21 protein-coding genes are annotated in these 24237 nt (G+C 67.7%); 9 read left to right on the top strand and 12 right to left on the bottom strand.

Going from position 1 to position 24237, the window contains the following annotated elements:
• Positions 1-39: 39 nt before the first annotated feature.
• Positions 40-804 carry a hypothetical protein gene (locus RIB98_17695; protein ID MEQ8842817.1) on the top strand — a complete coding sequence of 255 codons (765 nt, stop codon included), beginning with the start codon at positions 40-42 and terminating at the stop codon, positions 802-804.
• 7 nt (positions 805-811) lie between these two features.
• Here RIB98_17695 and RIB98_17690 read toward each other — a convergent pair whose 3' ends face one another.
• Complete coding sequence (locus RIB98_17690; GenBank protein MEQ8842816.1) at positions 812-3340, bottom strand: glycoside hydrolase family 3 N-terminal domain-containing protein; 2529 nt, start codon at positions 3338-3340, stop codon at positions 812-814.
• Positions 3341-3413: 73 nt separating this feature from the next.
• On the opposite strand from RIB98_17690, the gene RIB98_17685 reads away from it, so the two are divergent.
• The gene (locus tag RIB98_17685) at positions 3414-5174 is read left to right on the top strand and encodes an amidohydrolase family protein (protein ID MEQ8842815.1); all 1761 of its coding nucleotides are present in this window, start codon (positions 3414-3416) and stop codon (positions 5172-5174) included.
• On the opposite strand, the gene RIB98_17680 is transcribed toward RIB98_17685, so the two are convergent.
• Both RIB98_17680 and RIB98_17675 read right to left on the bottom strand, forming a co-directional pair.
• Positions 5171-6124, bottom strand: coding sequence for a pyridoxal-phosphate dependent enzyme (locus tag RIB98_17680; protein ID MEQ8842814.1), 954 nt, complete (start codon positions 6122-6124; stop codon positions 5171-5173). The two genes, RIB98_17685 and RIB98_17680, sit on opposite strands and share 4 nt — an antisense overlap.
• A 22-nt stretch (positions 6125-6146) precedes the next feature.
• On the bottom strand, positions 6147-6512 hold the full coding sequence (locus tag RIB98_17675) for a limonene-1,2-epoxide hydrolase family protein (GenBank protein ID MEQ8842813.1): 366 nt from the start codon (positions 6510-6512) through the stop codon (positions 6147-6149).
• 220 nt (positions 6513-6732) lie between these two features.
• Between RIB98_17675 and RIB98_17670 the strand changes: the two genes are divergently transcribed.
• The gene (locus RIB98_17670) at positions 6733-7758 is read left to right on the top strand and encodes a hypothetical protein (GenBank protein MEQ8842812.1); all 1026 of its coding nucleotides are present in this window, start codon (positions 6733-6735) and stop codon (positions 7756-7758) included.
• Positions 7759-7760: 2 nt separating this feature from the next.
• Here RIB98_17670 and RIB98_17665 read toward each other — a convergent pair whose 3' ends face one another.
• From RIB98_17665 to RIB98_17655, 3 genes are read right to left on the bottom strand one after another with little or no spacing between them, the layout of a single operon-like run.
• Positions 7761-8900, bottom strand: a complete 1140-nt coding sequence (locus tag RIB98_17665; GenBank protein ID MEQ8842811.1) for a serine hydrolase domain-containing protein — start codon at positions 8898-8900, stop codon at positions 7761-7763.
• Positions 8901-8903: 3 nt separating this feature from the next.
• Positions 8904-9722: an SDR family oxidoreductase gene (locus RIB98_17660; GenBank protein ID MEQ8842810.1), complete on the bottom strand. Its 819-nt coding sequence runs from the start codon at positions 9720-9722 to the stop codon at positions 8904-8906.
• An 11-nt stretch (positions 9723-9733) separates the two neighbouring features.
• Entirely contained in the window at positions 9734-10789 is a 1056-nt protein-coding gene (locus RIB98_17655; protein MEQ8842809.1) for a glycosyltransferase, read from the bottom strand.
• A 113-nt stretch (positions 10790-10902) separates the two neighbouring features.
• Here RIB98_17655 and RIB98_17650 point away from each other — a divergent pair, with 113 nt between their 5' ends.
• Together RIB98_17650 and RIB98_17645 are read left to right on the top strand one after the other, a co-directional pair.
• Positions 10903-11787, top strand: a complete 885-nt coding sequence (locus RIB98_17650; protein ID MEQ8842808.1) for a glycosyltransferase — start codon at positions 10903-10905, stop codon at positions 11785-11787.
• Positions 11784-13100 carry a lipopolysaccharide biosynthesis protein gene (locus tag RIB98_17645; protein ID MEQ8842807.1) on the top strand — a complete coding sequence of 439 codons (1317 nt, stop codon included), beginning with the start codon at positions 11784-11786 and terminating at the stop codon, positions 13098-13100. Before RIB98_17650 ends, RIB98_17645 begins: the two co-directional genes overlap by 4 nt.
• Here the strand turns inward: RIB98_17645 and RIB98_17640 are convergent.
• From RIB98_17640 to RIB98_17630, 3 genes are read right to left on the bottom strand one after another with little or no spacing between them, the layout of a single operon-like run.
• Entirely contained in the window at positions 13070-14416 is a 1347-nt protein-coding gene (locus RIB98_17640) for a hypothetical protein (GenBank protein MEQ8842806.1), read from the bottom strand. The two genes, RIB98_17645 and RIB98_17640, sit on opposite strands and share 31 nt — an antisense overlap.
• Positions 14413-15603, bottom strand: a complete 1191-nt coding sequence (locus RIB98_17635) for an O-antigen ligase family protein (GenBank protein ID MEQ8842805.1) — start codon at positions 15601-15603, stop codon at positions 14413-14415. The genes RIB98_17640 and RIB98_17635 overlap by 4 nt, the downstream gene beginning before the upstream one ends.
• An 11-nt stretch (positions 15604-15614) precedes the next feature.
• Positions 15615-16910, bottom strand: a complete 1296-nt coding sequence (locus tag RIB98_17630) for a hypothetical protein (GenBank protein ID MEQ8842804.1) — start codon at positions 16908-16910, stop codon at positions 15615-15617.
• 266 nt (positions 16911-17176) lie between these two features.
• On the opposite strand from RIB98_17630, the gene RIB98_17625 reads away from it, so the two are divergent.
• Genes RIB98_17625 through RIB98_17610 form a run of 4 tightly spaced genes read left to right on the top strand, consistent with a single transcriptional unit; the run spans position 17177 to position 21198 of the window.
• Positions 17177-18208 (top strand): Gfo/Idh/MocA family oxidoreductase, encoded by a 1032-nt coding sequence (locus tag RIB98_17625; protein ID MEQ8842803.1) that lies wholly within the window; start codon positions 17177-17179, stop codon positions 18206-18208.
• Positions 18209-18212: 4 nt separating this feature from the next.
• The gene (locus RIB98_17620; GenBank protein ID MEQ8842802.1) at positions 18213-19334 is read left to right on the top strand and encodes a DegT/DnrJ/EryC1/StrS family aminotransferase; all 1122 of its coding nucleotides are present in this window, start codon (positions 18213-18215) and stop codon (positions 19332-19334) included.
• Complete coding sequence (locus RIB98_17615) at positions 19331-20011, top strand: sugar transferase (GenBank protein MEQ8842801.1); 681 nt, start codon at positions 19331-19333, stop codon at positions 20009-20011. Before RIB98_17620 ends, RIB98_17615 begins: the two co-directional genes overlap by 4 nt.
• On the top strand, positions 20008-21198 hold the full coding sequence (locus tag RIB98_17610) for a glycosyltransferase family 4 protein (GenBank protein MEQ8842800.1): 1191 nt from the start codon (positions 20008-20010) through the stop codon (positions 21196-21198). The genes RIB98_17615 and RIB98_17610 overlap by 4 nt, the downstream gene beginning before the upstream one ends.
• A gap of 3 nt (positions 21199-21201) precedes the next feature.
• Here the strand turns inward: RIB98_17610 and RIB98_17605 are convergent, their stop codons facing one another.
• The 3 genes from RIB98_17605 to RIB98_17595 are packed head-to-tail and all read right to left on the bottom strand — an operon-like array spanning position 21202 to position 24198.
• Positions 21202-21684: a DapH/DapD/GlmU-related protein gene (locus tag RIB98_17605; GenBank protein MEQ8842799.1), complete on the bottom strand. Its 483-nt coding sequence runs from the start codon at positions 21682-21684 to the stop codon at positions 21202-21204.
• Positions 21681-23006 carry a HupE/UreJ family protein gene (locus RIB98_17600; protein MEQ8842798.1) on the bottom strand — a complete coding sequence of 442 codons (1326 nt, stop codon included), beginning with the start codon at positions 23004-23006 and terminating at the stop codon, positions 21681-21683. The genes RIB98_17605 and RIB98_17600 overlap by 4 nt, the downstream gene beginning before the upstream one ends.
• A 1-nt stretch (position 23007) precedes the next feature.
• Positions 23008-24198 (bottom strand): acyl-CoA dehydrogenase family protein, encoded by a 1191-nt coding sequence (locus tag RIB98_17595; GenBank protein ID MEQ8842797.1) that lies wholly within the window; start codon positions 24196-24198, stop codon positions 23008-23010.
• Positions 24199-24237: the final 39 nt, after the last annotated feature.

The following is a 24237-nucleotide window of genomic DNA, read 5'->3' as shown; positions in this document are numbered from 1 at the left end:
CTTCGCCTGCGCTCCGCGCGGGGCGCTAGCTTCCGACCGGTGAACGATCCCGGACAACCCCGATCCGTGCTCACCCAGATGGGCGCGCACATGCGACGCGTGGGCGACCACGCCGAGTGTTGGCTCCAGGTGTCGCCCGAGATCTGCCACCACGACGTGCCGTTCGCGGCCACGCTCGTGATGCTCGTCGATGTCGGTGCCGGCTGGGCCGCCGAGATGGCCTCCGGCGACGACTGGAGCTTCACGGTCGACATCGGAATCCGGCGGGACCCGACGGGCACCGGTCGCATCACGGGCACGCCGGTCGTGCAACGGGCCGGGCGGACGATCTCGGTGGACCTCCCCATGGTCGACGACGACGGCAACGCCACCGCAACCGGCGTGTCGACCTTCGTTCGCCTGGCCCGTCGCGAACAGGACCCGCCCCGCCCCCACTTCCCGAGCGACTCGATGTCGGTCTGGCAACCGCCGGACGCCCCGCTGGTCGATCTGTTGGCGGCGCAGCCCACCGCGCACGGTCTCCAGGTCGACCATCGTCGAGACCTGCTCAACCCCGCCGGCATCCTGCAGGGAGGGGTGGCCGCGTTGCTGGCCGAACTCGCGGCACTGCGTCAGCTCGAGGCATCCGGTCGTTCGCTCGTCGCCACCAGCTTCGATGTCCGCTACATCACGATGGGGCGCGTCGGCCCGTTCGAGGCCATTGTCGAACCGATCGGCGACGACAATGCCGTGGTGAAGGTGCACGATCGCGGCGCCGACGACGCGATCGTCACCCACAACCTGATCGGCTTCACGGCCGTCTGAGGCCGGCTCAGCGATCGAGGAACGCCTCCTCGCCGTCGAGAGTGACCAACAGATCGCCGGCGAACTCCCGGGACGAGCGACCGACGACGATCCGGTAGCGGCCGGGGTCGACGTACCATCCTGCGGTCTGACGATGCCGGGTGTCGCCGTGGGCCGGCACCGGCATACCTGCCTGAAGGCTCTCCCACTCCTGATCGCCGACGTCGTAGTACGCGAACGCGCGCGGATCGAGCTCGAGCGTCACCGTTTCGGTGGCCCCCGGCTCCAGCGTGATCTTGCGGAAGGCCTTGAGCTCCCGCACGGGGCGGAGCACCGACGGGTCGATCGGCTCGACATAGACCTGCACCACTTCGGACCCCGACCGATCACCGGTGTTGGTGACATCGACGGCCACCGTGATCGTGTCGCCCGGTGCGGCGTGGGTGGCACCACGGGGCGCACCGATCGAGAAGCTCGTGTAGCCGAGGCCGGAACCGAAGGCCACCGCGGGCTCGATGTCCATGACGTCGTGGAAACGATGGCCGACGAACAGGCCCTCGCCGTAGCGCACCACGCTGTTCTCACCCGGATAGTTCGGGTAGGCCGCGAAGTGTTCGTAGCGGGCGCCGATCGTCGTGGGTGCCCGGCCACTCGGTTCCACGTCGCCGAGCAGCATGTCGACCACCGCATCGCCGAGTTCCTGTCCGCCGAACCCGACGCTGAGCACCGCGGCGGGCGCATCGAGCCAACTCATGTCGTGGGGGGCGCCGACGTTCACCACCACGATCGTGCGGGGGTTGGCCGCGCACACCCGCCGGATCAGTTCGGGCTGATCGCCCGGGAGTTCCCAGAGGTCGCGATCGCGGCCCTCGGTCTCCCAGTCGTCGTTGGTGCCGACCACGACGATGGCGATGTCGCTGGTGGCGGCGAGCGTTTCGGCCCGGCCGAGCAGGTCCTCCTCGACCAGGGTGACCACGCCGACGGTGAAGCCACCGAGCAGGACCGCGTCGCGGTTCGAGAACTCGACCACCACCTCGACCGGCACCCCGGCCCTGAGCTCGAGCGGGCCAGGGATCTCTGCGCTGCCGAATCCGAAGTACGCGGTACCCGAGGGCACGTCGCCCTGGGTCGCGTCGATGACGACCTCGCCGTCGACGAGCACCCGGGCCCGCCCGCACTGCACCAATCGGAACTCGTGGAGACCGTCGACCGCAGGCACGACGGTGCACGACGCCCGGACCGAGAAGGATTCCGCCGACACACCCTCCGCCGGCGGGCCGAAGGCCAGCATCTCGAGCGTCGACCGCTGCAGGGTGACGACCGGGTCGCCCTCGAGGTCCTGCCCGTCGTGGTACGCAAACGACACCTTGCCGTCGACCAGCGGACGGCCGAGCGGCGGCGTGGTCCGGTCGATGTCGCTGCCCTTCTCCCAGTTCACCTCGACACCGGGAAGCCGTTCGGCCAGCGCGTCGAACGGTGATGTCGCCCGATACGAGTTGACCTTGGCCGAGCCGCCACCCATCACCTTGGCGCTGAAGGCGTTGGGCCCGATCATCGCGATCTTGGTGAGTGATCCGCCGTCGAGGGGGAGAATGCCGTCGTTGCGCAGGAGCACAGAACCGGCCGCAGCCGCAGCCCGGATGACCGCCCGGTCCTCGGCGCGGTCGAGGGTCTCTTCCGTGAAGTCGCCGTCGCCGTCCAGGGCCCCGGTGCGTTCCATCGCGCGCAGCACGTCGAGCGTGATCCGGTCGAGCGCCGCGGTGGCGACCTCGCCCGCCTCGATCGCCGCGAGCAGGGCAGGACCGTAGAACTTTCCCTCGCCGGGCATCTCGAGGCTGAGACCGGCGTCGGCCATGGCGACCGTCGAGCGAGCCGCGAACCAGTCGGTGACCACGAACCCGTCGAACCCCCAGTCGTCGCGCAGGACCGACGTGAGGAGCCACTCACTCTCCGAACAGAAGGTGCCGTTGAGCCGGTTGTAGGCGCTCATGACCCCCCAGGCACCACCGTCCTTGACCGCGTGCTCGAAGGGCACCAGGTAGACCTCGCGCAGCGTGCGCTCGTCGACCTGTGTGTCGATCGAGTTCCGCTCGAACTCGGAGTCGTTGCCCACGAAGTGCTTCGGCGTCGTGGCGACGCCCTTCGACTGCACGCCCTCGACGAACGCTGTGGCGAGCCGACCGGTCAGCACGGGGTCCTCGCTGTAGCACTCGAAGTTCCGGCCGCCCTTCGGCGAACGATGGAGGTTGATCGTCGGCGCGAGCAGCACGTGGGCCTTCTTCGCCCGCGCCTCGTCGCCCAGCACCTCGCCGAGTCGCTCGACCAGAGCCGGATCCCACGTCGCGCCGAGCGCGGCGCCCGAGGGGATGCAGGCCGTCATCGCCCCTGTGCCCATCAGCCCGTCACCGCGCGCCCCGTTCGGCCCATCGGTGACCTTCATCTTCGGGATTCCGAGACGATCGTTGGCTCGGGTGTGCCACATGTCCGACCCGGTCACTGTCGCCACCTTCTCTTCGGTGGTCATGTCGGCCAGCAGCTGTTCGATGCGCTCACTCATACCGGTGAGCCTCGCACCGCCGAACGATGACCGCTAGCTGACGACTCGTCAGAAACGGCGTCGTCGCCATACGATGACGATCATCTCGATCGGAGGACGGCTCACAATGCTCGACGTGATCATCAAGGGTGGCACCGTTGTCGACGGCACCGGCGCTGCCGGAATCCAGGCGGACATCGGCGTCCGTGACGGCCGCATCGTGGCCATCGGCAACGTCACCGAGGACGCGGCGGAGACGATCGACGCCACCGGCCTCACGGTGTGCCCGGGGTTCGTCGACCCCCACACCCACTACGACGCCCAACTCTTCTGGGATCCGCATTCCACACCGTCGAACTTCTTCGGGGTCACCTCGATGATCGCCGGCAACTGTGGCTTCACGCTCGCCCCGCTCGGCGACGAAGCCGACGGCGAGTACCTCAAGCGCATGATGGTGAAGGTCGAGGGCATGGCCCTCGAGGCGCTCGAACAGGGCGTGCCGTGGAACTGGCACTCCTTCGGGGAGTACCTCGACCGCGTCGATGAGAACGGCACCGCCATCAATGTCGGATTCCTGGTCGGTCACTGCGCGCTGCGCCGAGTCGTGATGAAAGACGATGCCGTGGGCAAGGAAGCGACCACCGAGCAGGTCGCCGCGATGCGCCAGATGCTGAAGGAGTCGATCGAGGCCGGCGGCATCGGCTTCTCGACCGGACGTTCGTTCACCCACAACGACTGGGACGGCAACCCCGTGCCGAGCCGGTGGGCCGCCGAGGAGGAGGTGCTCGAGCTCTGCCGCGAGACCGCCCGACACGACGGCACCACCCTCGAGTGGGTCGCCGACGGCTGTCTCAACGGGTTCAACGACGACGAGGTCGAGTTGATGACCAAGATGTCGGTCGAGGGCAACCGGCCGCTCAACTGGAACGTCCTGACGATCGATTCCGCCCGGCCCGAGGCCTACCTCAACCAGATCCAGGCCTGCGAGAAGGCGAACGAGGCGGGCGCACGGGTGGTCGCACTGACGATGCCGATCCTGGTCGGCATGAACATGAGCCTCGGCTCGTTCTGCGCCCTGCACCAGCTGCCCGAGTGGAAGACGATCTTCGGTCTCGACTACCCCGAGCGCATCGAGAAGCTGCGTGACCCCGAGGTCATCACCTGGCTCGAGAACCAGTCGGCCCTGCCCGAGGCGGGCGTGTTCAGTCGTCTCACCGGGTGGGACAACTATCTGGTGGGCGACACCTACAGCGATGCCAACGAGGGCCTCAAGGGTCGCCGACTCGGCGACATCGCCCGCGAGCGCGGCAAGCGCGCGTTCCACACCATGGTCGAGATCTCGATCGAGGACGACCTTCGCACCGTGTGGTGGCCGCTGCCCACCGACGACGATCCCGAGAGCTGGCGTCTGCGGGCCGAAGCCTGGGAGCACGACGCGGTCATGATCGGCGGCTCCGATGCCGGCGCGCACCTCGACCGCATGGCCGGCGCCACCTACACCACCGCCTGGCTCGACGACTGCCTACGGGGCCGCAGGCTGACCACCATGGAGAACGCGATCCGCCACATCACCGACGTGCCGGCCCGCCTCTTCGGCCTGCGTGATCGTGGCCGTCTCGCCGAGGGGTACTTCGCCGACATCGTCATCTTCGACCCCGACGAGATCGGTGCCACCGAGGTCGAACTCGTCTTCGACCTTCCCGGCGACAGCAAGCGCCTCTACGCCGAGGCCACCGGCATCAAGCGCGTGCTCGTCAACGGGGTCACGACCGTCGTCGACGGCACCGTCACCGATGCCCTCCCCGGCAAGGTGATGCGCTCGGGTGTCGACACCGACACCGTGGTCGCTTCCTAGTCCCCGACGATCGCCGCGAACCCGGCGGCGCCGATGTTGCCGCCGGACAGGATCACGCCGACACGTTCGGCGGGTCCGACCGCGCCCGCCATGACCGCGGCGAGCGCGGATGCGCCGCTCGGCTCGAGCACGACATTGAGACGCTCGAACGCGAACACCATCGCGTCGCGGATCTCGGCGTCGGTCACGGTGACGATCTCGTCGACCCGTTCGCGCATGACCGCGAACGTCCGCTCGCTCACCGACGTGGTCTGTTGGCCGTCGGCGATCGTTCGCGGCGTGTCGATCGTGACGATGCTTCCCGCGGCAAGCGACCGTTGCGCGTCGTTGCCGGTCTCCGGCTCGACGCCCACGACGCGGATCCCTCCGACGTGCTTCGCTGCGGTCGCACTGCCGGCGATGAGGCCGCCACCGCCCACCGGCACCACCAGCGTGTCGATGTTCGCCGCGACGTCGAGCAACTCGAGTGTGGCGGTGCCCTGACCCGCCATCACGTCGTCGTGATCGAACGGCGGGATCAGGATCGCGCCGGTGTCCTGCACGATCCGGGCGCCGATCTCCTCTCGGCTCGCCCCGTAGCGGTCGTAGGCGACCACACGTGCGCCATAGCCCTCGACGGCCGCCCGCTTCGCCGCCGGTGCGTCGTCGGGCATCACGACGGTGACCGCTGCGCCCAGGAGCGAGCCGGCGAGCGCGAGCGCCTGACCGTGGTTGCCGGAGCTGTAGGTGACCACTCCACCGACCCGCGCGGTATCGGACAGCGACGCCACGGCGTTGTACGCCCCTCGGAACTTGAACGAGCCTGTTCGCTGGAAGCACTCGGCCTTCATCCAGACCCGGGCACCCACTCGTGCGTCGAGCGTGGTGCTGGTCAGCACCGGGGTGCGATGGGCGACACCCTCGAGGCGCGCGGCGGCCTCGTGGACACTGGCGATGGGGAAGCCCGTCACGTCGGGGTTTCGAGCGTCGGCATCAGCCGCCCGTGAAACCGGCCATGTCGAAGTAGTCGCGCCAGCGGGCGATCTTGCCGTCGCGCAGCTCGAACGTGCCCATCACCCTGACCGGCGTCGGATTGCCGCCGATCACGAAGGTGTCGACCCGCTCGTTGAGCACGACGTCACCGTCGGACACCTCGTTGAGTGTCTCGAAGTGGATCGAGTCCGCCATGGCGAGGAAGCCCTCGATGGTGGCCCGCACGGCATCGGTGCCCTCCGCCGGTTCCATCGGCATGTTGTGGTACACGATGTCGTCGGTGAAGTGACTCATGATCAGCTCGATGTCCTGGGCCGCCCAGGCATCTGCGAGCGACTGCACGACCGCACGGTTCTCCAACGTCATTTCGGCTCCTCGTCGTGGGGAATGTCCCCGGCGGGGAGTTTCGCGCATCGAACGTGGGTCGTCCGACCCAGGCCCCGCGGAAGTTGGGCACCGCGGCCCAGGCCGAGGAGAACCTTCCTCTACACCTCTCGCCGTTCCCTTCCGAAGAAAGAGAGTCCGCGCAACCGAGCGCCGGCCATTCCGGTCGACGCCACAACCGAATCGGATCGGAGGGACATCGATGCAGCAGCGCACCGGCAGCGTCTATCTCGATGCGCCGCCTCGCCCCTCCCGAGTGCCTGCCGTCAACAAGAACCAACGGCTGCGGACTCGTTCCGCCACCGTTCTCGTCGGCATCGGCATCGTCGCCCTCACAACCGCCATGGCGATCATCGGTCTGCGGATGATCGCCCTCGACACCGGCGCAACGTCGGTCGCCTTCGAGACCGCTCTCGACGATCCAGTCGCCCGGGCCGAGCTCGAGCGCGAGGTGGCGGCCGGCATAGAGCAGGATCTCGTCGGTCCGGAGATGGCCGAGATCGCTGCGGTCTACGGCCTCGACGTCGCCGAAGAAGCCGAACGGATCGCCCCGGGAATCGTGGACGACCCCGCCGTGCAGACCGAACTGCGCGTTCTGGCGGAAGAACTGCACTCACGCATGCTCGACGAACGAGAGAACACCGCCGTCGAACTCGGCCCGCTGACCGAGGCCACCCTGGACGTGATCGCCCGCGAGTCGCCCCGCCTCGCGACCGTGGTGCCCGAGGACGCGGCACTGTGGGTCATCGAGCCCGAGTCGTTGCGCGACCTCACGGGCACCGTCACGCTCCTGAACCGGCTCCTTCTCCTGTCGCTGCTGCCGATCCTGCTGATCCCGGCCGGCCTCGCCATCCACCCCCACCGACATCGGGTGGCCGGCGCCATCGGCCGATGGGGGCTCGCATTCGGCCTGACCGGCGCCCTTGCCGCCATCGGCCTTCCCTACGCCGCTGGTGCGTACACCGGCTTCACGTCGGTCGAGATCGTGGTACGGGCCACGAGCCTCAAGCTTCTGGCGCCATCGGTCGTGACCGGGGTGATCGGCATGGGCCTCGTGTCGCTCGCCGCGTTCCTCGGCCACCGGGAGCAACGTCGGGTCGCCCAGGAGGGCGCCGACGCGGCCCTCGGCTACGACGAGCCGCCGTTCGGCCACCGGGCCGGCGATCCCCTGCTCGACCTCTCCTCGCGCGGTCTGGTCGATGTCAACCATCCGCTCACGAACATCTGATCTCAGCTGCCGCGCATGGCCGACCCTGCGGCGTGTGCGGCGAAGACCACCCGGGCCGCTCGCATGCCGCCGACGTCACCCTCGAGCATCCGGTTCATCACGTAGACGACGGTGAGGTCGTTCTCGACGTCGACAACCGCCATCGAACCGCCCCAACCGGCCCAGAAGAGGGTTCGGTCGTTGATGCCGAGCGGCATTCCCTCGGAGGGCAGGCCGAACCCGATGCCGAACTTCGTCGGGAGGTCGAGGATCAGATCGGTGCCGTCGGCCTGCACATCGAAACAACGTTCGATCGTCGCCGGCGAGAGCAGCCGGTGACCATCGACGACGCCGCCGCGCGAAAGACACGAGACGATCGTCGCGACCGAGCGCGCGTTGCCATGGCCGTTGCCGGCGGGTTGCTCGAACCGGCGCCACCGGTCGGTGTTGACCCATGGGAGATGGGACGGCTCGCCCCGTGACGCCCGGGCGGCCATTCCCGTCCCGCCGCCCACCCCTTCACGCATCTCGTCGGTTCGCATCTCGGCGATGCGTCCGAACTCCTCGTCGGGTGTGCCGATGTGGAAGTCGGCGCCGAGCGGCCCGGCGATCTCCTCCCGAAAGAACGTCCCCAACGGGCGACCGTCGACCCGACGCACGACCTCCCCGAGCAGCGGGCCCTGGGTCGACGCGTGATAGCCGGAGGCGGTACCGGGCTCCCACCAGGGTGTCTGGGCAGCGAGGCGGGTCAGACACTCGGCGGTGTCGAACATCTCCTCCTCGTCGACCGGGTCGTCGTAACCGGGAAGACCGGCCGTATGACTCAGCAGGTGCCGGATGCGCACGCCCTGCTTGCCGTTCGCACCGAACGCCGGCCAGTGGTCGGCCACCGGATCGTCGACCGACAACTCGCCGCGGTCGTGGAGCATCAGCACACACAGCGCGGCCATCATCTTGGTGGTCGACCACACGTTGACGATCGTGTCGCGTTGCCACGGTTCGGTGGCGGCGACGTCGCGGTGCCCACCCCAGAGGTCCACCACCAGTTCACCCGCATGGATCACGGCGCACGAGGCGCCGAGATCGCCCTCGGCGAAGTTCTCCGCGAAGCCCTGCTGCACGCCGGTGAAAGCCGGATCACAGTGTCCGTGGATGATGGTCATCCGTCAGACCAGCCCGTGTTCCTGCGTGATCTCCTGGGCGAGCACCACCCGACCCCGATGCTCCTCCGCCTCGTCGCTCGTGCAGAGCCAGGCGACGGCCGCACCGATGGCCTGCGGCGTGCCGGCGGCGTAGTCGTTCTCGTACTGCGTGGCCCGACCCGCCGCCACCTGGCGTTCGGTCGGCACGTGCCCGGGATCCACGCTGAACGCTCGGATGCCGTCCTCGCGGTGTTCGACCTCGAGCAGGGGTGCCACCCGAGCGAACGCGGCTTTGGTCATCGCGTAGCCCATACCCCACCCACCCTTCCCGATGCGGCTCCTGGGGGTGACATAGGCGGTCGCGGAGATCATGTTGACGACCGTGCCACCGCCGGCCGCGATCATCACGGGCAGCAGCTCGTGGAGCAGCGCGATCTGGGCGAACAGGTTGCCCTCGAAGAGCTTGCCCAGCTGGTCGTCGTCGAGTTCGAGGAACTCCACCATCGCGCCGGGTCCCTGGTAGATGGCGTTGTTGACGACCACGTCGATGCGTCCGAGTTCGGCGAGCGCGTCGTGCACCGCCCTGATGACCGTGGACCGGTCGAGCAGGTCCATGAAGAGCGGCACCGCCCGACCGCCGGCAGCCTCGATCGCCGCCGCCGTGGTGTCGAGTCCTCCGGGGACGACGATCGCCTCGTCGTCCTCGAGCCGGCGCTCGCCGTCGACGAGCGTGCGGGCGGTGATGGCCACGTCGTAGCCGGCGCCGGCCAGTGAGATCGCAATGGCCTTGCCCAGCCCCCGACTGGCGCCGGTGACGAGAGCAGTGGGACGCGGGGAGTTCACACCGGTCGACGCTAGTTGCATCGCACCTCGTCGTAGAACTGCAACGTGCGTCGACCGATCTCGGGCCACGAGAAGGCCGAGAGATCAGGCCTCCCGGTGCGAGGCCGGCGAGCCCACTGGACGAGATCGACCAGGGACGCGGCACCGACGGGGTGAGCGAGCGGACGAACCCATTCGTCGCCGACGAGGTCGAGCAGATCCCGCACTGCAGGGCCATCGGTTGCCGCGACCGGGCGTCCGGCGGTCAGGGCGAGCAGCGCGACACCGCTGTTCTCGAGACGCCGGTAGCTCAGCACGACGACATCGGCGGCGGCGAGCGCCCCGGCCATTGCATCGTCGTCGAGCCATCCGAGCTCCAGCGCCACGGGCGCACGCCCGGCAGCGGTCGCGACCTCGCGGCCGAGCTCCGCGGATGCCGGCCGACCGGCGACGAGGAGACGGGCATCGGGAAGGCGCGGCGTCGCCTCGGCGAAAGCTCTCACGAGCATCGGCACCTCTTTGTACGGGCGAATGGTGCCGACCGATGCGAGCAGCGTGTTCTCGGGTTCGAGTCCACGCTCCCGCCGAGCCTCTTCACGATCTCGAAGCGGCAAGGCGGCTGCGTAGTCTCCGTGGCGGATCACTACTCGACACACGGCCCCGTTCGGCGGCGCAGAGTCGGCGTCGGTGAGATCGATGACCCCGTCGACCATCGCCTCGAATCGCCGACGGAGGAACCGCTCGATCCGGGGGTGCGGCTGGTCGTGGCCGGACGAGTTGTGGCGAGTCCACACCAGCGCTGCGCCGCGTGCGGTGAGAACCCGCAACCCGAACAGGACAACGGCGGTCTTCACGAGCGCCTTCGGGGTCGACGATGCCTCGACACACAGCTCCGGCCAGTGCACGTGTACGACGTCGGCCCGCTCCCGCCAAGCCCGGTGGGGACGGAACTCCACGACCTCGAACGTGCGCCCGTCGGCTCGGGCAGCCGCACCGACGGCGGCGTACAGCAGTTCGGTGTAGGGGTTCTGTGAACGGGAGCCAGGCCACGCGAGGACCCGAAGCGGCGAAGGAGCGGGGCCGGACACGGACCCAGTATGGCCTCGTGACGCGACGCTCGTCAGCTGCGACGGCTCGTCCTCCACGGAGTCGGCGGTACTCTCGGCATCGCGTTGCCACCCACAGGAGCCCAGGACCGACGATGCCCAGCCGCCCGCCCGTGATCATGATCACACCGGCGCACAACGAAGCCGATCACATCGGTGCACTGGTGGCTTCGGTGGCCGCGCAGACGCTACAACCCGAGGTGTGGTTCGTCGTCGACGACGCGTCCACCGACACGACCACCGAAACCGCCCGAACTGCTGCCGCCGCGTGCGGTATCGATCAATTCGTGCTCGTACGACGAGAACGCGAGGACGGCCGATCGTTCGGCGCCAAGGCGCGGGCGGTCGCCGCTGGATGGGACGTCGCACGCGAGCACCCTGGCGACATCGTGGCCATCGTCGACGCCGACGTCGTGTTGCCGGACGACTATCTCGAGACCGTCGCCGCCAGATTCGCGGCAGACCCGACACTCGGGGTGACGGGTGGCGTCTACGCCCATCCCGTTGGCTCCCGGGTCCTGCTCGAAGTCCCACCGATACATCACGTACCCGGTCCGACGCAGACGTTCCGGCGCGAGGTCTGGGAGGCGATCGGCGGATACCGGACGCTCCCCAACGGCGGCATCGACACGGCAGCCAACATCGATGCTCGCAGGGCCGGATGGTCGACCCGCTGCATCCCCGAGCTGGTCGTGCAGCATTCGCGACGAATGGGCACCGGCGGCGGCGTCCGGCCCGTGGTCGCCGAGTTCCGGAAAGGACGCCAGGACCACGACCTGGCGAACCACCCGCTCTTCGAGCTCGGCAAACTCGCGCGACGAACAGTCAAACCGCCCTACGTCGTGGGGGCGCTCGCCCGCCTGATGGGGTACGGGTGGGCCGGATTGCGGCGTCAACGACCGGTCTCCGATGCATTCGCGGCGTTCGTGCGCGCCGAACAATCGGCGCGCATCCGCGGCTACGTCACGGGCGGACGATGAGGGCGAGGCTCCGCTCGTCGCTCTCACAGATGTCCGGGTCCGACGGGAGCGTCAACCTGGCCGCGATCGGCACTCTCGGTGCGAGCCTCGCCGGGACGGCGATCCGCTTTGCACTGCAGATCGTCCTCGCCAACTGGTTGACGCAGGCGGCGTACGGGCTGTTCATCGTCGCCCGCAGCTGGGGCGAGTTGCTCGCGAAGATCCCGAGCCGCGGATACAAGCTCAGCGCGCTCCGTCACCTCCCTGCATACGAAACCGAGCAGGACTGGCCCCACTACCGAGGTTTCGTGCAGCGCTCGTCAGTCGAAACGCTGCTGCTGGGCATCGCCATCGCCAGTCTCGCGTCCGGCACCTACGTCATCGGAGCCGACGAGTTCGACTGGGTCTACATCGTCGGCTTCTTCCTTGCGCCGGCATTGGCGATGGTCTCTCTGTGGCGATCATTGCTCCAGGCGGCGCACCGCTACGTCCCGGCCTTCTCTCTCACCGAGATCGTCCAGCCGCTGCTGTTCGCCGCCGCCTTGGCGGCAACCGCCAGCCTGGAACCCACCCCGACCCTCGCCCTCGCCATGTGGACACTCTCGGTCGCCGCCGTCGCAGTCGTGGAGTACTGCGGCCTCCGGCGATGGATGCCCGGGCCTCGATCCGTTCGACCTTCTCATGCCGACCGGAGAACGTGGACGACGTCGGCGCGGACGGACTTCGTCGCACAGATCGGCATCGCTGCGCTCCAGGTCATCGACGTGATCGTCATCGGCTGGACTCTCGGCCCGACGGAGGCCGCCCTGTACGGGGTCGCAACGCGGATCGCCGTGCTGGGGCGCATCGTCAACAGCGGACTCGAGTCGGTTGTGTCGCCGCGCATCACTGCGGCGTACAAACGCGGCGAGATCGAGGAGATCCAGAAGATCGTCGACCAGACCATCCGCGTCTCGTTCGGGCCGACGGTGGCATTCGCCGTTGCGGTCGCGTTTGCTGCGAACCCGATCCTGCGCGTCTTCGACGAGACCTACACCGAGGCCCGCTCGGTGCTTCTGATCCTGCTCATCGGCAACGTCGTCAATGCGCTGTCGGGACCATCGGGATTCGTGACTGCGATGACGGGGGGAGAGCGGAGCTATGCGTGGGTCATGAGCGGGCACGCCATTGCCCTCGCCGCGGGCGCCTATTTCGTCGGCGGTCCGTGGGGGATCGTGGGGGTCGCCGTGATCCGCGCCGGTGTCAACGTCTCGTGGAATGTGATCCTCGCCGTTCTCGCCGCACGACGGCTGTCGGTGAAGTGCTACCCGCGGCCGGCGACACTGAGGGCCTGAGCCGGTGTCCGCGGCAGTCGCTGCACGAAGGACAGTCCGTAGCGAATGAGGGGGCTCGAGGCCATCACCGCGCCCCGGCTCCACTGGCGATCACCCAGCGACCGTCTGCGAACGATGTCCGGGAGTTCCGCCAGGCGCACCGGCGCGCCCAACGGTCGAACGAGGCGACCCGAGGCGTCCAACTCATACGGGAGGGTCGACCACCAACGGGCTTCGGCTGGGGTCGGCGACTCCCAGAAGCGGCGAGCGACGGCACAGACTCGCGGACGCAACTCGGTCTCGCGGTCGGCGCTCGTGAGACGCGGTGCCATCGCATCGACGGCAGAGATGACGAGGTCCCGAAGCGGGAGGATGTGCGGGCTGCGGCCCACGGGATCCGGCCCCTCGCGAAACACCGGTTCCACGACGCCACCGGGCGATCGCCGGAGCCCGGTGAGCCCCGGTTGGGTCGTTGCGTAGAGCGTCTCGAACAACGCCACGGGGTTCTTGACCAGGGGACGCTCGACGTCGATCAGGTAGCGGTCGATCCGCGCGTCGGTGAGGAGGCTCTCCACCTTGTTTCGGCCGAGGTGAAGGTGGTGCACGTCGGCCCCGCCCGCCTGCTGGAGCACGAGGTCGAGCATGGCCGCCTGCTGACCGCGCCAGCCAACGTCGACCAGACCGACCCTTTCGTTGTCGAGGAAGCCGTGTTGCGCCAGCCAATCGCGAAGCAACGGCAACGCGTTCGACGCGGTCTCTGCGATGGCGTCGCGAACCTCGTGCGAAGCGAACACCGCCCGCCACGCGGGGCCGGCACCGTCGGGAAGCGGTGCGTCGAGCTCGAGGCCGAGACCGTGCAGGAGTTGCCGGTGTTGCTCGGGGTCCGCGACCGCCCGACCGAGCAATCGGCGCAGCGGCATCCGGTCCGCGTGTTGACGCAGGAACGAGGTGGGTGTTTCGTGCCCACACGCAATCCAACGGTCGGGGTCGAGGGCCGCCGCCGCTTGGCGCACGACATCTCGAGACACTCGGATGTAGGTGCCCGGCACGTCCCCGGTGACCTGCGACGGGAGGCGGTCGTACGCCACCCATGGCAGATACCCGTTCCGCCCGGCGAAGTAGAGCCGTTCGAGGTCGAGTTCCTCGGCCCGTTGCGCCGCCCACAGTGTGAAGGCGATCGTGACCGGCACCGCCACTCCCGCACCAACGGTGACGAGCGGGTCAGGACAGGCGACCGGTGCCCCCACGCGAACGGCCTGCATGGCGCCGGCGAGGCGACACGCGAGCGAGTTCTCGTCACACGAGTCGGCCGCGACGAGCGTCTCGTAGTCGTTCAAGGACGGGCGACCAGCCGGTCGTCGGACACTCTCGCCGACCGCGGCCCGGGAGTCATGCTCGCGGCCAAGACCCCGCCCAACAGCAGGATCGCAGTCGACGGGCGATTGACCACGGCCTCGGTGACGCCGGTCGCCAGGATGGCGATCATGACGGCATTGAGCATCGGATCGCGCGACCACCCCGATCGCCGCCAGTACGCCACGATCCCGCCGAGGAACAACACCGTGCCGATGAGTCCGTGCGTCAACATGAGTTCGAGAACGAGATTGTGGCTGTTGCTGGCGAACCACGAGATCTCACCATCGTTGGCGGCCTCGACCCACAGCGACTCTCCTGTAGCCGTGCCGAAGCCCAGCAGCGGCTCATCCCGAGCGAGATCGACGGCGATCTCCCAGATGGTGGAGCGCCCATTGATCGACTCGATGTCGGCCGCTCCCTCTCCACGCGAGACCACAGAACTCTCGCCGGCGACCGAGATGACCACGACGGCCGCGATTGCGACAGTCGCACCCGCCAGCAGTCCGATTCGCCAGCCGAGCCGCCGCCCGAGCAGGTACGCAGCGATCAGCAGGATCACGAGGATCACGGTGCGCGTGTGGGTGCCGAGGATGACCACGACGGCAAGCGAGCCGGCGAGGGTCGCGAGTCGGCGCGATCTCGGGTCGCGCCAGACGGCGACCGCAACGACAAGGACGAGGAGTCCGAAGCGGGCCAGATTGGTCGCCGCGAACGAGATTCCGAAGAACCGTTCACTCCCGTCGAGCGAATAGTTGGACGAACCGAGATCTCGGACCAGCCCCAGCGCGAGAAACGCCGAGCCGGAGAGGAGCACGACCCGACCGAGGGGGGCGAAGCCGTAGGTCGTCACGAACCAGAAGCCGGAGACCCACAGGCCGACGATTGCAAGACCCTGGAGCGCGGTCTGCTGGGGATCGACGGACCAGAGGACGGTCACGAGCGACCAAGCGAGCCAGGCGGACATCCACCCCTGCGGCGAACGAAGCAGGTCTCGGCTCAGACGGCTGGACAGCATCGGCAACGCCAGCGCCGGGAGGAGGGTGAGCGGGCCGAGCACGGCCCACTTGACGACGTCGGGTCCAGCGCCCGCCAGGCCGACCGCGGAGAAGTCGAGTTCGGTGAAGAAGAGTTGCGCGCCGACGGCCAGCGATGCCAGCCGGACATCCACGCGCGACATGTTCAGGACTCCGGAGCCGCCAGGATCGCACCGACGAGCGGGCCTCCGGCGCCTCTGATCCGACGCGCGACCGCGCGCAGCTGGTGAACCCGCTGCCGGGAGCCACACACCATGACGATCGCATCGCAGCCTCGAGTGAGAGAGCGGACCTGATCGTCGTCGACATACTCCGAATCGAGATCGACGAACGAGGTGGCGGCGACGCCGGAGGCGGACTCGGCGCCGGACTCCGTCCCGGTCATGACCGGGACGAGATCAGCGATCACCGTGGCGGCAGCCACCTCGCCGGCGGCGACGATGCCGATCCTCTCTGCATCCGAACCGACAACCGTCATCAGCCGATCCACGGCTGCTGCCTGGCCGGCGCTCTCGCCCACCCGGAGCGACCCGATCACGGGGAGACCCAACGGGCCTTCCAGATACCACCGGTGACGGATCCGTCCTCGCTCGCGGTCCCACATGACGACCGCCAGCGAGGTGGCGATCAACGCCAGGCCCGTCGCAGCCGCCGCGGGACCGAACCCGGAATCGTCCGACGACGGTGCCTCGGAGAACCGCAGGAGCTCCACCTCGGGCTGCAGCGACGCCTGCGCTCGTTCCACCTCGTCGATGTCGCGCTCGAGGTCCTGCGAAGTGCGCACATGACCGTCGCGCTGGGTGATGAGGCGACTTCTGACGCTGTCGAGAAGGCGATCCTCGGTGCGGAGCTCCGGATCAGCCGGGTCATCGACCAACAGGAGTCCGATCACGACCTGTCGACTGATCACGTCGTCGATCTGGGTTTCGAGGGTGGCAATGAGTTCTTCCGAGGCCGCCAGATCCATCGCCAGTTCGGACAGCTCCTGATCGAGCTTCACCCGACGAGTGGCGAGGCTCGCCGCGGTGACCTCCTCGACGGCGGCATCTCGGCCCGCCGTGGCCGTCGAGACCGTCTCGGCCTCGACCACGAGCTCGATGTAGGCCTGGTTGATCGGTACCTCGACGCCGATCCCGGCGAGCTCGGCGCCGATGGTCTCCTCGATTCGCGTCTCGAAATCGTCGGACGTCACCAGGATCTCGACGCGGTCACGCGCCGCGTCGTAGAAGGGCCACACGACTTCGTCGGTCAACCCGAGTCGAGCGACGGCGACCGCAGATTCCGGCTCTTCCTCGGTGATCCCGGCCGTGATGAGGAACGTCGCGACGCAGACGGACACGATCAGCCAGATCCATCGGAGCAGCGCAAGAACGACCAGCCGCGCCGGCTGAAGGTCGACCACCGTGGCGGGCGTCGGGGGGTCGGGGGGGTCGCTGCGCATCGCGTGTGTCTCGGGCTCGTGTCTCGGAATGTCTTCGACGGCCAGGTGCCGATACCGCCGGAGGGTACCGCGCTCGGCCTGCCTCTTCGATATCGGTAGGCCGAATCGCCTGTTGTCGCTGGTGTGCGGCCGCGCCACCCTTGCATCCAGGACTACCGGCTGCTCCGTAGACCGAGAGTGGTACTGCACATGGACGGTTGCCACATACAGCGCGAGACTTCCCACCCTGGGTGTGTCGCTCGATATCGAAACGGAAAGCAGGGGCAATGACCCTCAATGTGGCAGTGGTTGGATATGGCTACTGGGGATCGAAACACGTCCGCGTCCTGCACGGCATTCCCGAGGTCGCGGTCACCGTGATCGACCACCACGACGACCGCCGCCGGGAGGCGGTGCGGGCATTTCCACGGGCCGAGACGGCAGCCAGTCTCGAAGAGGTCGCCGCCGAGATGGACGCAGTCATCGTGGCCACGCCTCCGCTGAGCCACTACGAGCTCGGTCGAACCGCCCTCGCTCACGGTTGTCACGTGCTGATCGAGAAGCCACTCACCACGAATGCCGACGAAGCCCGCGAACTCATCCGCCAAGCGGCAACCGCGGGGCTCGTGCTGATGGCCGGACACACGTTCGAATACAACGCCGGTATCCGCAAGCTCCGGGAGATCATCGAGAGCGGCGAACTGGGACGCACCCTCTACATCGACACGGCACGGCTCAACCTCGGGTTGTACCAACAGGACGTCAACGTCATCTGGGATCTCGCTCCCCACGACATCAGCATCGTCAACTATCTCCTCCGCTCCGCGCCCGTCGAGGTCATTGCCAACGCCCAAGCGCACCGGGGGAGTACCCAGGAAGACGTGGCGATTCTCCAGCTGCGTTACGAGGACCCGGACGTCACTGCGTACGTGCGTGTGAGCTGGCTCGACCCTCGAAAGGTCCGGCGGGTGACGGTGGTCGGCGACACGAAGATGGTCGTCAACAACGATCTCGACGACGACCGCATCCGGATCTACGACATGGGCGTGGAGCCCGGCGTGGGCGAGTTCGGCGAGATGCACCAGTATCCGCTCGAATACCGCTACGGCGACATCGTCTCGCCCCACGTGCAATTCGAGGAGCCCCTAAGAGTTGAGAACGACCATTTCATCGAGTGCATCCGCACCGGCGCCCAACCGCTCAGTGACGGGCAGGCCGGCCTTCGCGTCGTCGAAGTGATCGAAGCAGCCCAACTGGCGGTTGCCGAGGGCAGGCCGGTCAAGCTGTCCGAGGTGGCTGCGGGCCGCAGCGATCTGTAGTTCCGTGTCCTCTCCTGCGGACGGGCCGGGCGTCCCGTTTTTCGAACTCACCCTCCTCCACGAGGATTTGCGCGTCGACCTGGATCGCATCTGGCATGAGATCACCGCCGACAATGCATTCATCGGCGGCGGCGCCGTCGATCGGTTCGAGGAACGGTTCGCGTCCTTCTGCGACGTCGGACACTGCGTCGGGGTCGCCAACGGGACCGACGCGCTCGAACTGATCCTCAGTGGACTCGGCATCGGACCGGGCGACGAGGTGATCGTCCCGGGCAACACGTTCCTGGCGACTGCGGAGGCCGTCCACAACGTGGGCGCCTCGCCGGTGTTCGTCGATGTCGACCCCGACACATTGCTGGTCACCGCCGAGGAGATCACCGCGGCCGTCACCGCTCGAACCGCAGCCGCCATCCCCGTCCACCTCTACGGGCAGATGGCGGCGATGCCCGAGATCCTCGCCGCCTGTGATCGGGCCGGAATCGCCTGCATAGAGGACGCGGCCCAGGCGCATGGCGCTCGCTGGGACGGCCGGCCGGCCGGGAGCTGGGGGGTCGCCGCCGGGTTCAGCTTCTACCCGGGCAAGAACCTCGGTGCCTTCGGCGATGGTGGTGCCGTTGTCACGAACGATGCGGCCTTGGCGTCGCGGATCCGTTCGATCGCCAATCACGGGCGTTCCGAGACCGACCGTTCATTGCACGACCTCATCGGTCGCAACAGTCGGCTCGACGGTCTGCAGGCCGCAGTGCTCGACCGCAAGCTCGATGAGGTCTCCACCTGGAACGAGGCGCGGCGTCGGGTCCACGCGAGCTATGCGACGCTGCTGCCGAGCAACGCCATCGCCGTATCCGTGCGATCAGAGGCCGAGGCCGTCCATCATCTCGAGGTCGTCCGGGTCCCCGACCGGGACGCGGTCCGCGACGCACTCGCCATGTGTGGGATCGGAACATCGGTTCACTATCCGATCCCCTGCCACCTGCAGCCCGCGCTACAACGCGACGGGCAGAGCGAGTTGCCGGTCGTGGAGCAGGCGGCTCGCCACATCGTGTCGCTGCCGATGTTCCCGCACCTGACCTCCGAACAGATCGCGCGAGTCGCGAGCGAGCTCGGACGTGTCGTTTCGCCATGAGCGACGACGACGCCCAGCGTTCTGCTCGGTGGGCAACGTGGTACCGATTCGCGACACCGGCGATCGACCGGACGATCGCGCTCGTCGCGCTCGTCGCACTGAGCCCGCTCCTGTTGCTGATCGCGCTGCTCACCCGACTCGATTCCGACGGACCGGCCCTCTTTCGACAACGACGGGTGGGTCACCGACAGCAGACGTTCACGATGCTGAAGTTCCGTTCGATGCGCGTCGACGTCAGCGACGAACGTCACCGCAGCTATGTCACGACGCTGCTCGCGGCCGGCGAGGACGAAGTCGTCGCCTCGGCCGGAACCGACGGCACGTACAAGCTCGAGAACGATGATCGAATCACCCGGGTCGGTCGCTTCCTGCGCGCCACCGGGCTCGACGAGCTCCCGCAGTTGGTCAACATCGTCCGCGGCGAGATGGCGCTCGTCGGTCCACGCCCGGCTCTCGACTACGAGGTCGAGTTGTACCGCGAGGGGGATCACGCCCGTTTCGCAGTTCTCCCCGGCATCACCGGACTCTGGCAGGCCACCGCACGAAATCAGGTCGACATGCGAACCATGCTCGATCTCGACCTCGAATACGTCGCTCGCCGGAACCCCCTGCTCGACCTCCGGATCATCGTCTGGACCCTGAGGGCTCTCGTTGCGAACCCACGGGGCGCCCGGTGACGACGACGCAGCGCGTCCTGATCGTCGTCGAGAACGAGTCGGTGCCCGGCGACCAGCGAGTCTGGAATCAAGCTCGCGCCCTGCGGGACCACGGTTGGGAGGTCGTCGTCCTCTGCCCACGATCCGGCCGCGCCGAAGCCCGTCGCGAGGTCGTCGACGAGATCTCGATTCACCGTTTCCGACTCCCCGAAGCGAAGGACTCCGCCGTCGCATTCATCGCCGAGTACGCCGCCGCCGTCGCCCAGGTACTCGTGGGTTCGCTCCGGATCCGCGCCCGCGGCCGCATCGACGTCGTGCAACTCTGCAATCCACCCGATGTGTTGTTCCTCTCCACGCTGCCGCTCAAGGCGCTCGGCGCCGGAGTCGTGTTCGATCATCACGACCTCTCGCCGGAGCTGTGGATCTCGAAACGCTCGGACGATGCCGTAGGCGGTGTCGTGCACCGAACGCTGCAGCTGGCCGAGCGGCTCTGTCTCCGAAGCGCCGACGTCGTGATGTCGACCAACACCTCGTACCGCGACATCGCGATCCAACGCGGACAGAAGGCACCCGACCGGGTGTTCGTCGTGCGCAACGGACCCGAACTCGACCGCTTTGCAGAGCCGACCGCCGACCCGGCATGGCACGCCGGCCGCGCCGAACTCATCGGCTACGTCGGGACGATGGCGGTGCAGGACGGCGTCGACCACCTGGTTCACGCGGTGCATCATCTGGTCGTCGACGGGCGCGACGTCCAGTGCCTCCTGATCGGCGATGGCCCGGAGCTGGAATCGCTCCGGCAACTCGGAGCCGACCTCGGGATCTCCGGTCACCTGACCTTCACCGGGCGGATCCCCGCCGATGAAGTGCCCGATCTCCTTGCGTCAGCCGACGTCTGCTGCTGCCCGGACCCGCCTCTCCCGCTCAACGAGATGTCCACGATGATCAAGGTGCTGGAGTACCTCGCCGTGGGTTCTCCGATCGCGATGTACGACCTCGCCGAATCGCGACGATCGGCCGGCGATCTCGCCGAATACGCGACCGAGGCCACACCGCGATCGCTCGCCGACGCGCTCGGCCGGCTGCTCGACGATCCCGAACGTCGCCGCCGACTCGCCGAAGACGGGCGAACTCGGGCCCGAGAGGTGCTTGCCTGGGAACACCAGGTCCCCGCGCTCCTGGCCGCTTACGAACGAGCGCGGCGCTGAGCGCTAGGGCGTCGACCTCGGTCGCGCCGGCACGCCCGCGACAGTCGCGCCGGCATCGACGTCGCGCGTGACGACCGCTCCAGCCGCAACCAGGGCGCCGGCGCCGATGCGCACACCGGGCAGGATCGTGGCGCCCGAACCGATGCTCGCCCCCCGTTCGACGTGGGTGAGCTCCAAGGTCCAGTCGTCCGTGGTTTGCGGCGAGCCATCGGGATTGGTGGCTCGGGGACGTCGATCGTTGGTGAACATCACGCCGTGGCCGACGAAGACCTCGTCCTCGATCGTGACGCCGCTGCAGACGAAGGTGTGGCTGGAGATCTTGCAGCGAACACCGATCACGACATCGCGCTGCACCTCGACGAACGGGCCGATCATCGACCCATCACCGATGGTGCAGCCGTAGAGGTTCACGAAGTCGTTGATCACGACGCCCTCGCCCACCACGACGTCGGGCGCGATCTTCTGCCGCTCGTTCGGCACGGTCATGCATCCACCAGAGCAGGCCGTCGGCGTTGCGCGAACGCCACATACGCCCCGATCACGCCCGTCAGGATGACGCAGAGCACCAGCGAACGCGGCCACTTCACCAGCTTGTCGACCCAATCGTTGATCCCCGCGTCGAACTCGAAGAGCCGCTCGAACACCCACACGGTGCTGACGGCCGCAAGCGCGACAGTCGCCGCGACGAAGAACCGTCGATAGAGCGAGGTGCGACTCAGCAGGAAGAGGGCGGGGAAGGTGATGAGAACGATCACCGCCTGACCGATCTCGATCCCCACATTGCGGCCGAGCAAGGACACCAGCTGCGTGGCGCGGTTGATCTCGAGATCCTCGACGAATCCCGCGAACCCCAGTCCGTGGAACAGGCCGAACACGAATGCAATCAGCCATTCCCGACGACCGAGAATCGGCTTGAGGTTGTTGAGCGCAGCAACGGCGACCGAGAGCGCGATCAGCGTCTCGGTGAACTTCGAGGGAGGAAGCGGGACGAGATCGAGACCGGCCAGCGTGAAGGTGATCGAGTGGGCCAGAGTGAACATCGTTGCCACGACGAGCACTCGCCAGAGCGACGATCGGAACCGCGGCGCCGGTTCCCATCCCCGCGGGCCGAGTACCAGGACCGATGGCAGCAGGAGAACGAGGATGAAGAAGATGTGATCGGGTCCGGTGCGAATGTGATCGATGCCGAGGTCGATGCTGGCGTCGAAGTTCTTCCACTGACTTGCATCGCCGAGATCGATCACCCCGGACCGGGAGTCGGCGGAGAAGACCACGAGTTCGTTCGCCTCGCTGCCGATGACCCCTCGCTTCCAGTCGTTGGAGATCAGGGCGATGTTGTTGCGGTCCGGGATCTCGTCGAGAAACGGCGTGAACTCGACCACGATTCGTTGTGGAACCTCCGAGCCGCCGAGCTCGACCACGAACGGGAGGATCACGTAGCCGAGCCCGTCGCCGTCGACGCCCTCCTCTTCCAGCAGGTCGAACGAGTCGAAGGTCAGGGTCCATTCAGCATTCTCGCTGCCGATTGAGGTGCGATCGGCGGCATAGTTCTGGAGAAGTTCGAGGTTCTCCTCGATCTCGTCGCGGAGCTCTGCGACCGATCCGGCCAGCGTGAGACCGAGCACCGTTCGCACGTCGGGATAGGGCAATTGCACGCTGCCGCGCAGATCGTCGTCGCCGACATCGAGGTACACGTAGGACTCGTCGTTGCGGTGTGCAGCGGCCGGGCCGGCTAGCGCCGTGCTCAGCACGAGGAGGACAGCGAGAAAGGCGAAGATCCGCCGGGTCGGTCGTGAGTGACTTCTCACGTCAGGAACCCTGACCGCGGACACCGAGGAGCGCAGCAATGGTGTTTTTCTGCACATCCGACGTTCCTGCATAGACCAGCGATCCAAGCGCATCTCTCACCTCTCGTTCGACTTCGTACTCTGTTACGTAGCCACGGGCCCCATGGATGCGCGCGGCGTCGATTCCGATCGCGGCGATCGCCTCCGAGGCAGCCAGCTTGGCCATCGCAGCCGGGAGCGTCGCCTTGCCCGCGCCGAAGGCGGCGGTCGCCTTGTAGACCTGCAGTCGCGCCGCCTCGAGCCGCATGGTCATGTCGACCAGGCGATGTGAGACCGCCTGGAACGTGCCGATCGGACGGCCGAACTGCTCACGTTCGTTCGCCCGGGAGATCGCCTCGTCGACCAACCGTTCGGCGGCACCGAGATGCGACGCCATGATCATCGACCGCTCGCTCTCCATACACGTGGCGAACAGACTGGCCCCGCTTCCCTCGTTGCCGAGCATGTCGTCGGTGCTCGCCTCGTAGCCGTCGAGCACGATGTTGCCGAACGGCGTCGTCCGAAGGCCCATCTTCGGTCGGGTGTCGGAGAACGTCACGCCCGGTCGGTCGCGATGGACCAGGAAGGCGGTGATGCCCCATCGGCCGAGATCTGGATCGGTGCGGGCGAACACCACCGCGACATCGGCAACCGGAGCCAGGGTGATGTGGGACTTCTCGCCGTCGAGGATCCAGGTGTCGCCGCGACGGGTGGCGGTGGTCGCCAGCGAGTACGCGTCGCTTCCCGACTCGGCCTCGGTGATCGCGAACGCGCCGATCAGTGCACCGGCGCACGCCGGCCCGAGCACGTACTGCTTTTGCGCCGGCGAGCCGAAGTGGAGAATCGCCTCCTGGAAGCTGAGCATCTGTGAGGCCACGCCATAGACGAGTCCATTGTCGAGACAGCCGAGCCCGAGTCCCTCGAGCATGAGCGCGGCCGTGACGACGTCGAGTCCCTGGCCACCGTGGACGGTCGGGATGATGGAACCCAGAACGCCCCGAGCGGCGATGCGTTCCCAGCCCTCGCGGAAGAACTCACATTCGAGATCCCGCGCAACCATGTCGCCGGGATCGAGCGCGGCGCGTGCCCAGTCCGCCATCTCGGCCTTGATCGGGTGACCCCGCTCGAGCATCGCGGAGACCACGAGCTCGGGGGAAGGTTGTCGTGACATCATGCTTCGATCGGTCGCGGGAGTCGGATCTCCGGTTGGCAC

This window comes from Acidimicrobiales bacterium (assembly GCA_040219515.1).
Classification (GTDB): Bacteria; Actinomycetota; Acidimicrobiia; order Acidimicrobiales; family Aldehydirespiratoraceae; genus JAJRXC01.
The sequence above is the reverse complement of the archived record's forward strand: the minus strand, read 5'-3'. Positions and strand labels throughout refer to the sequence as shown.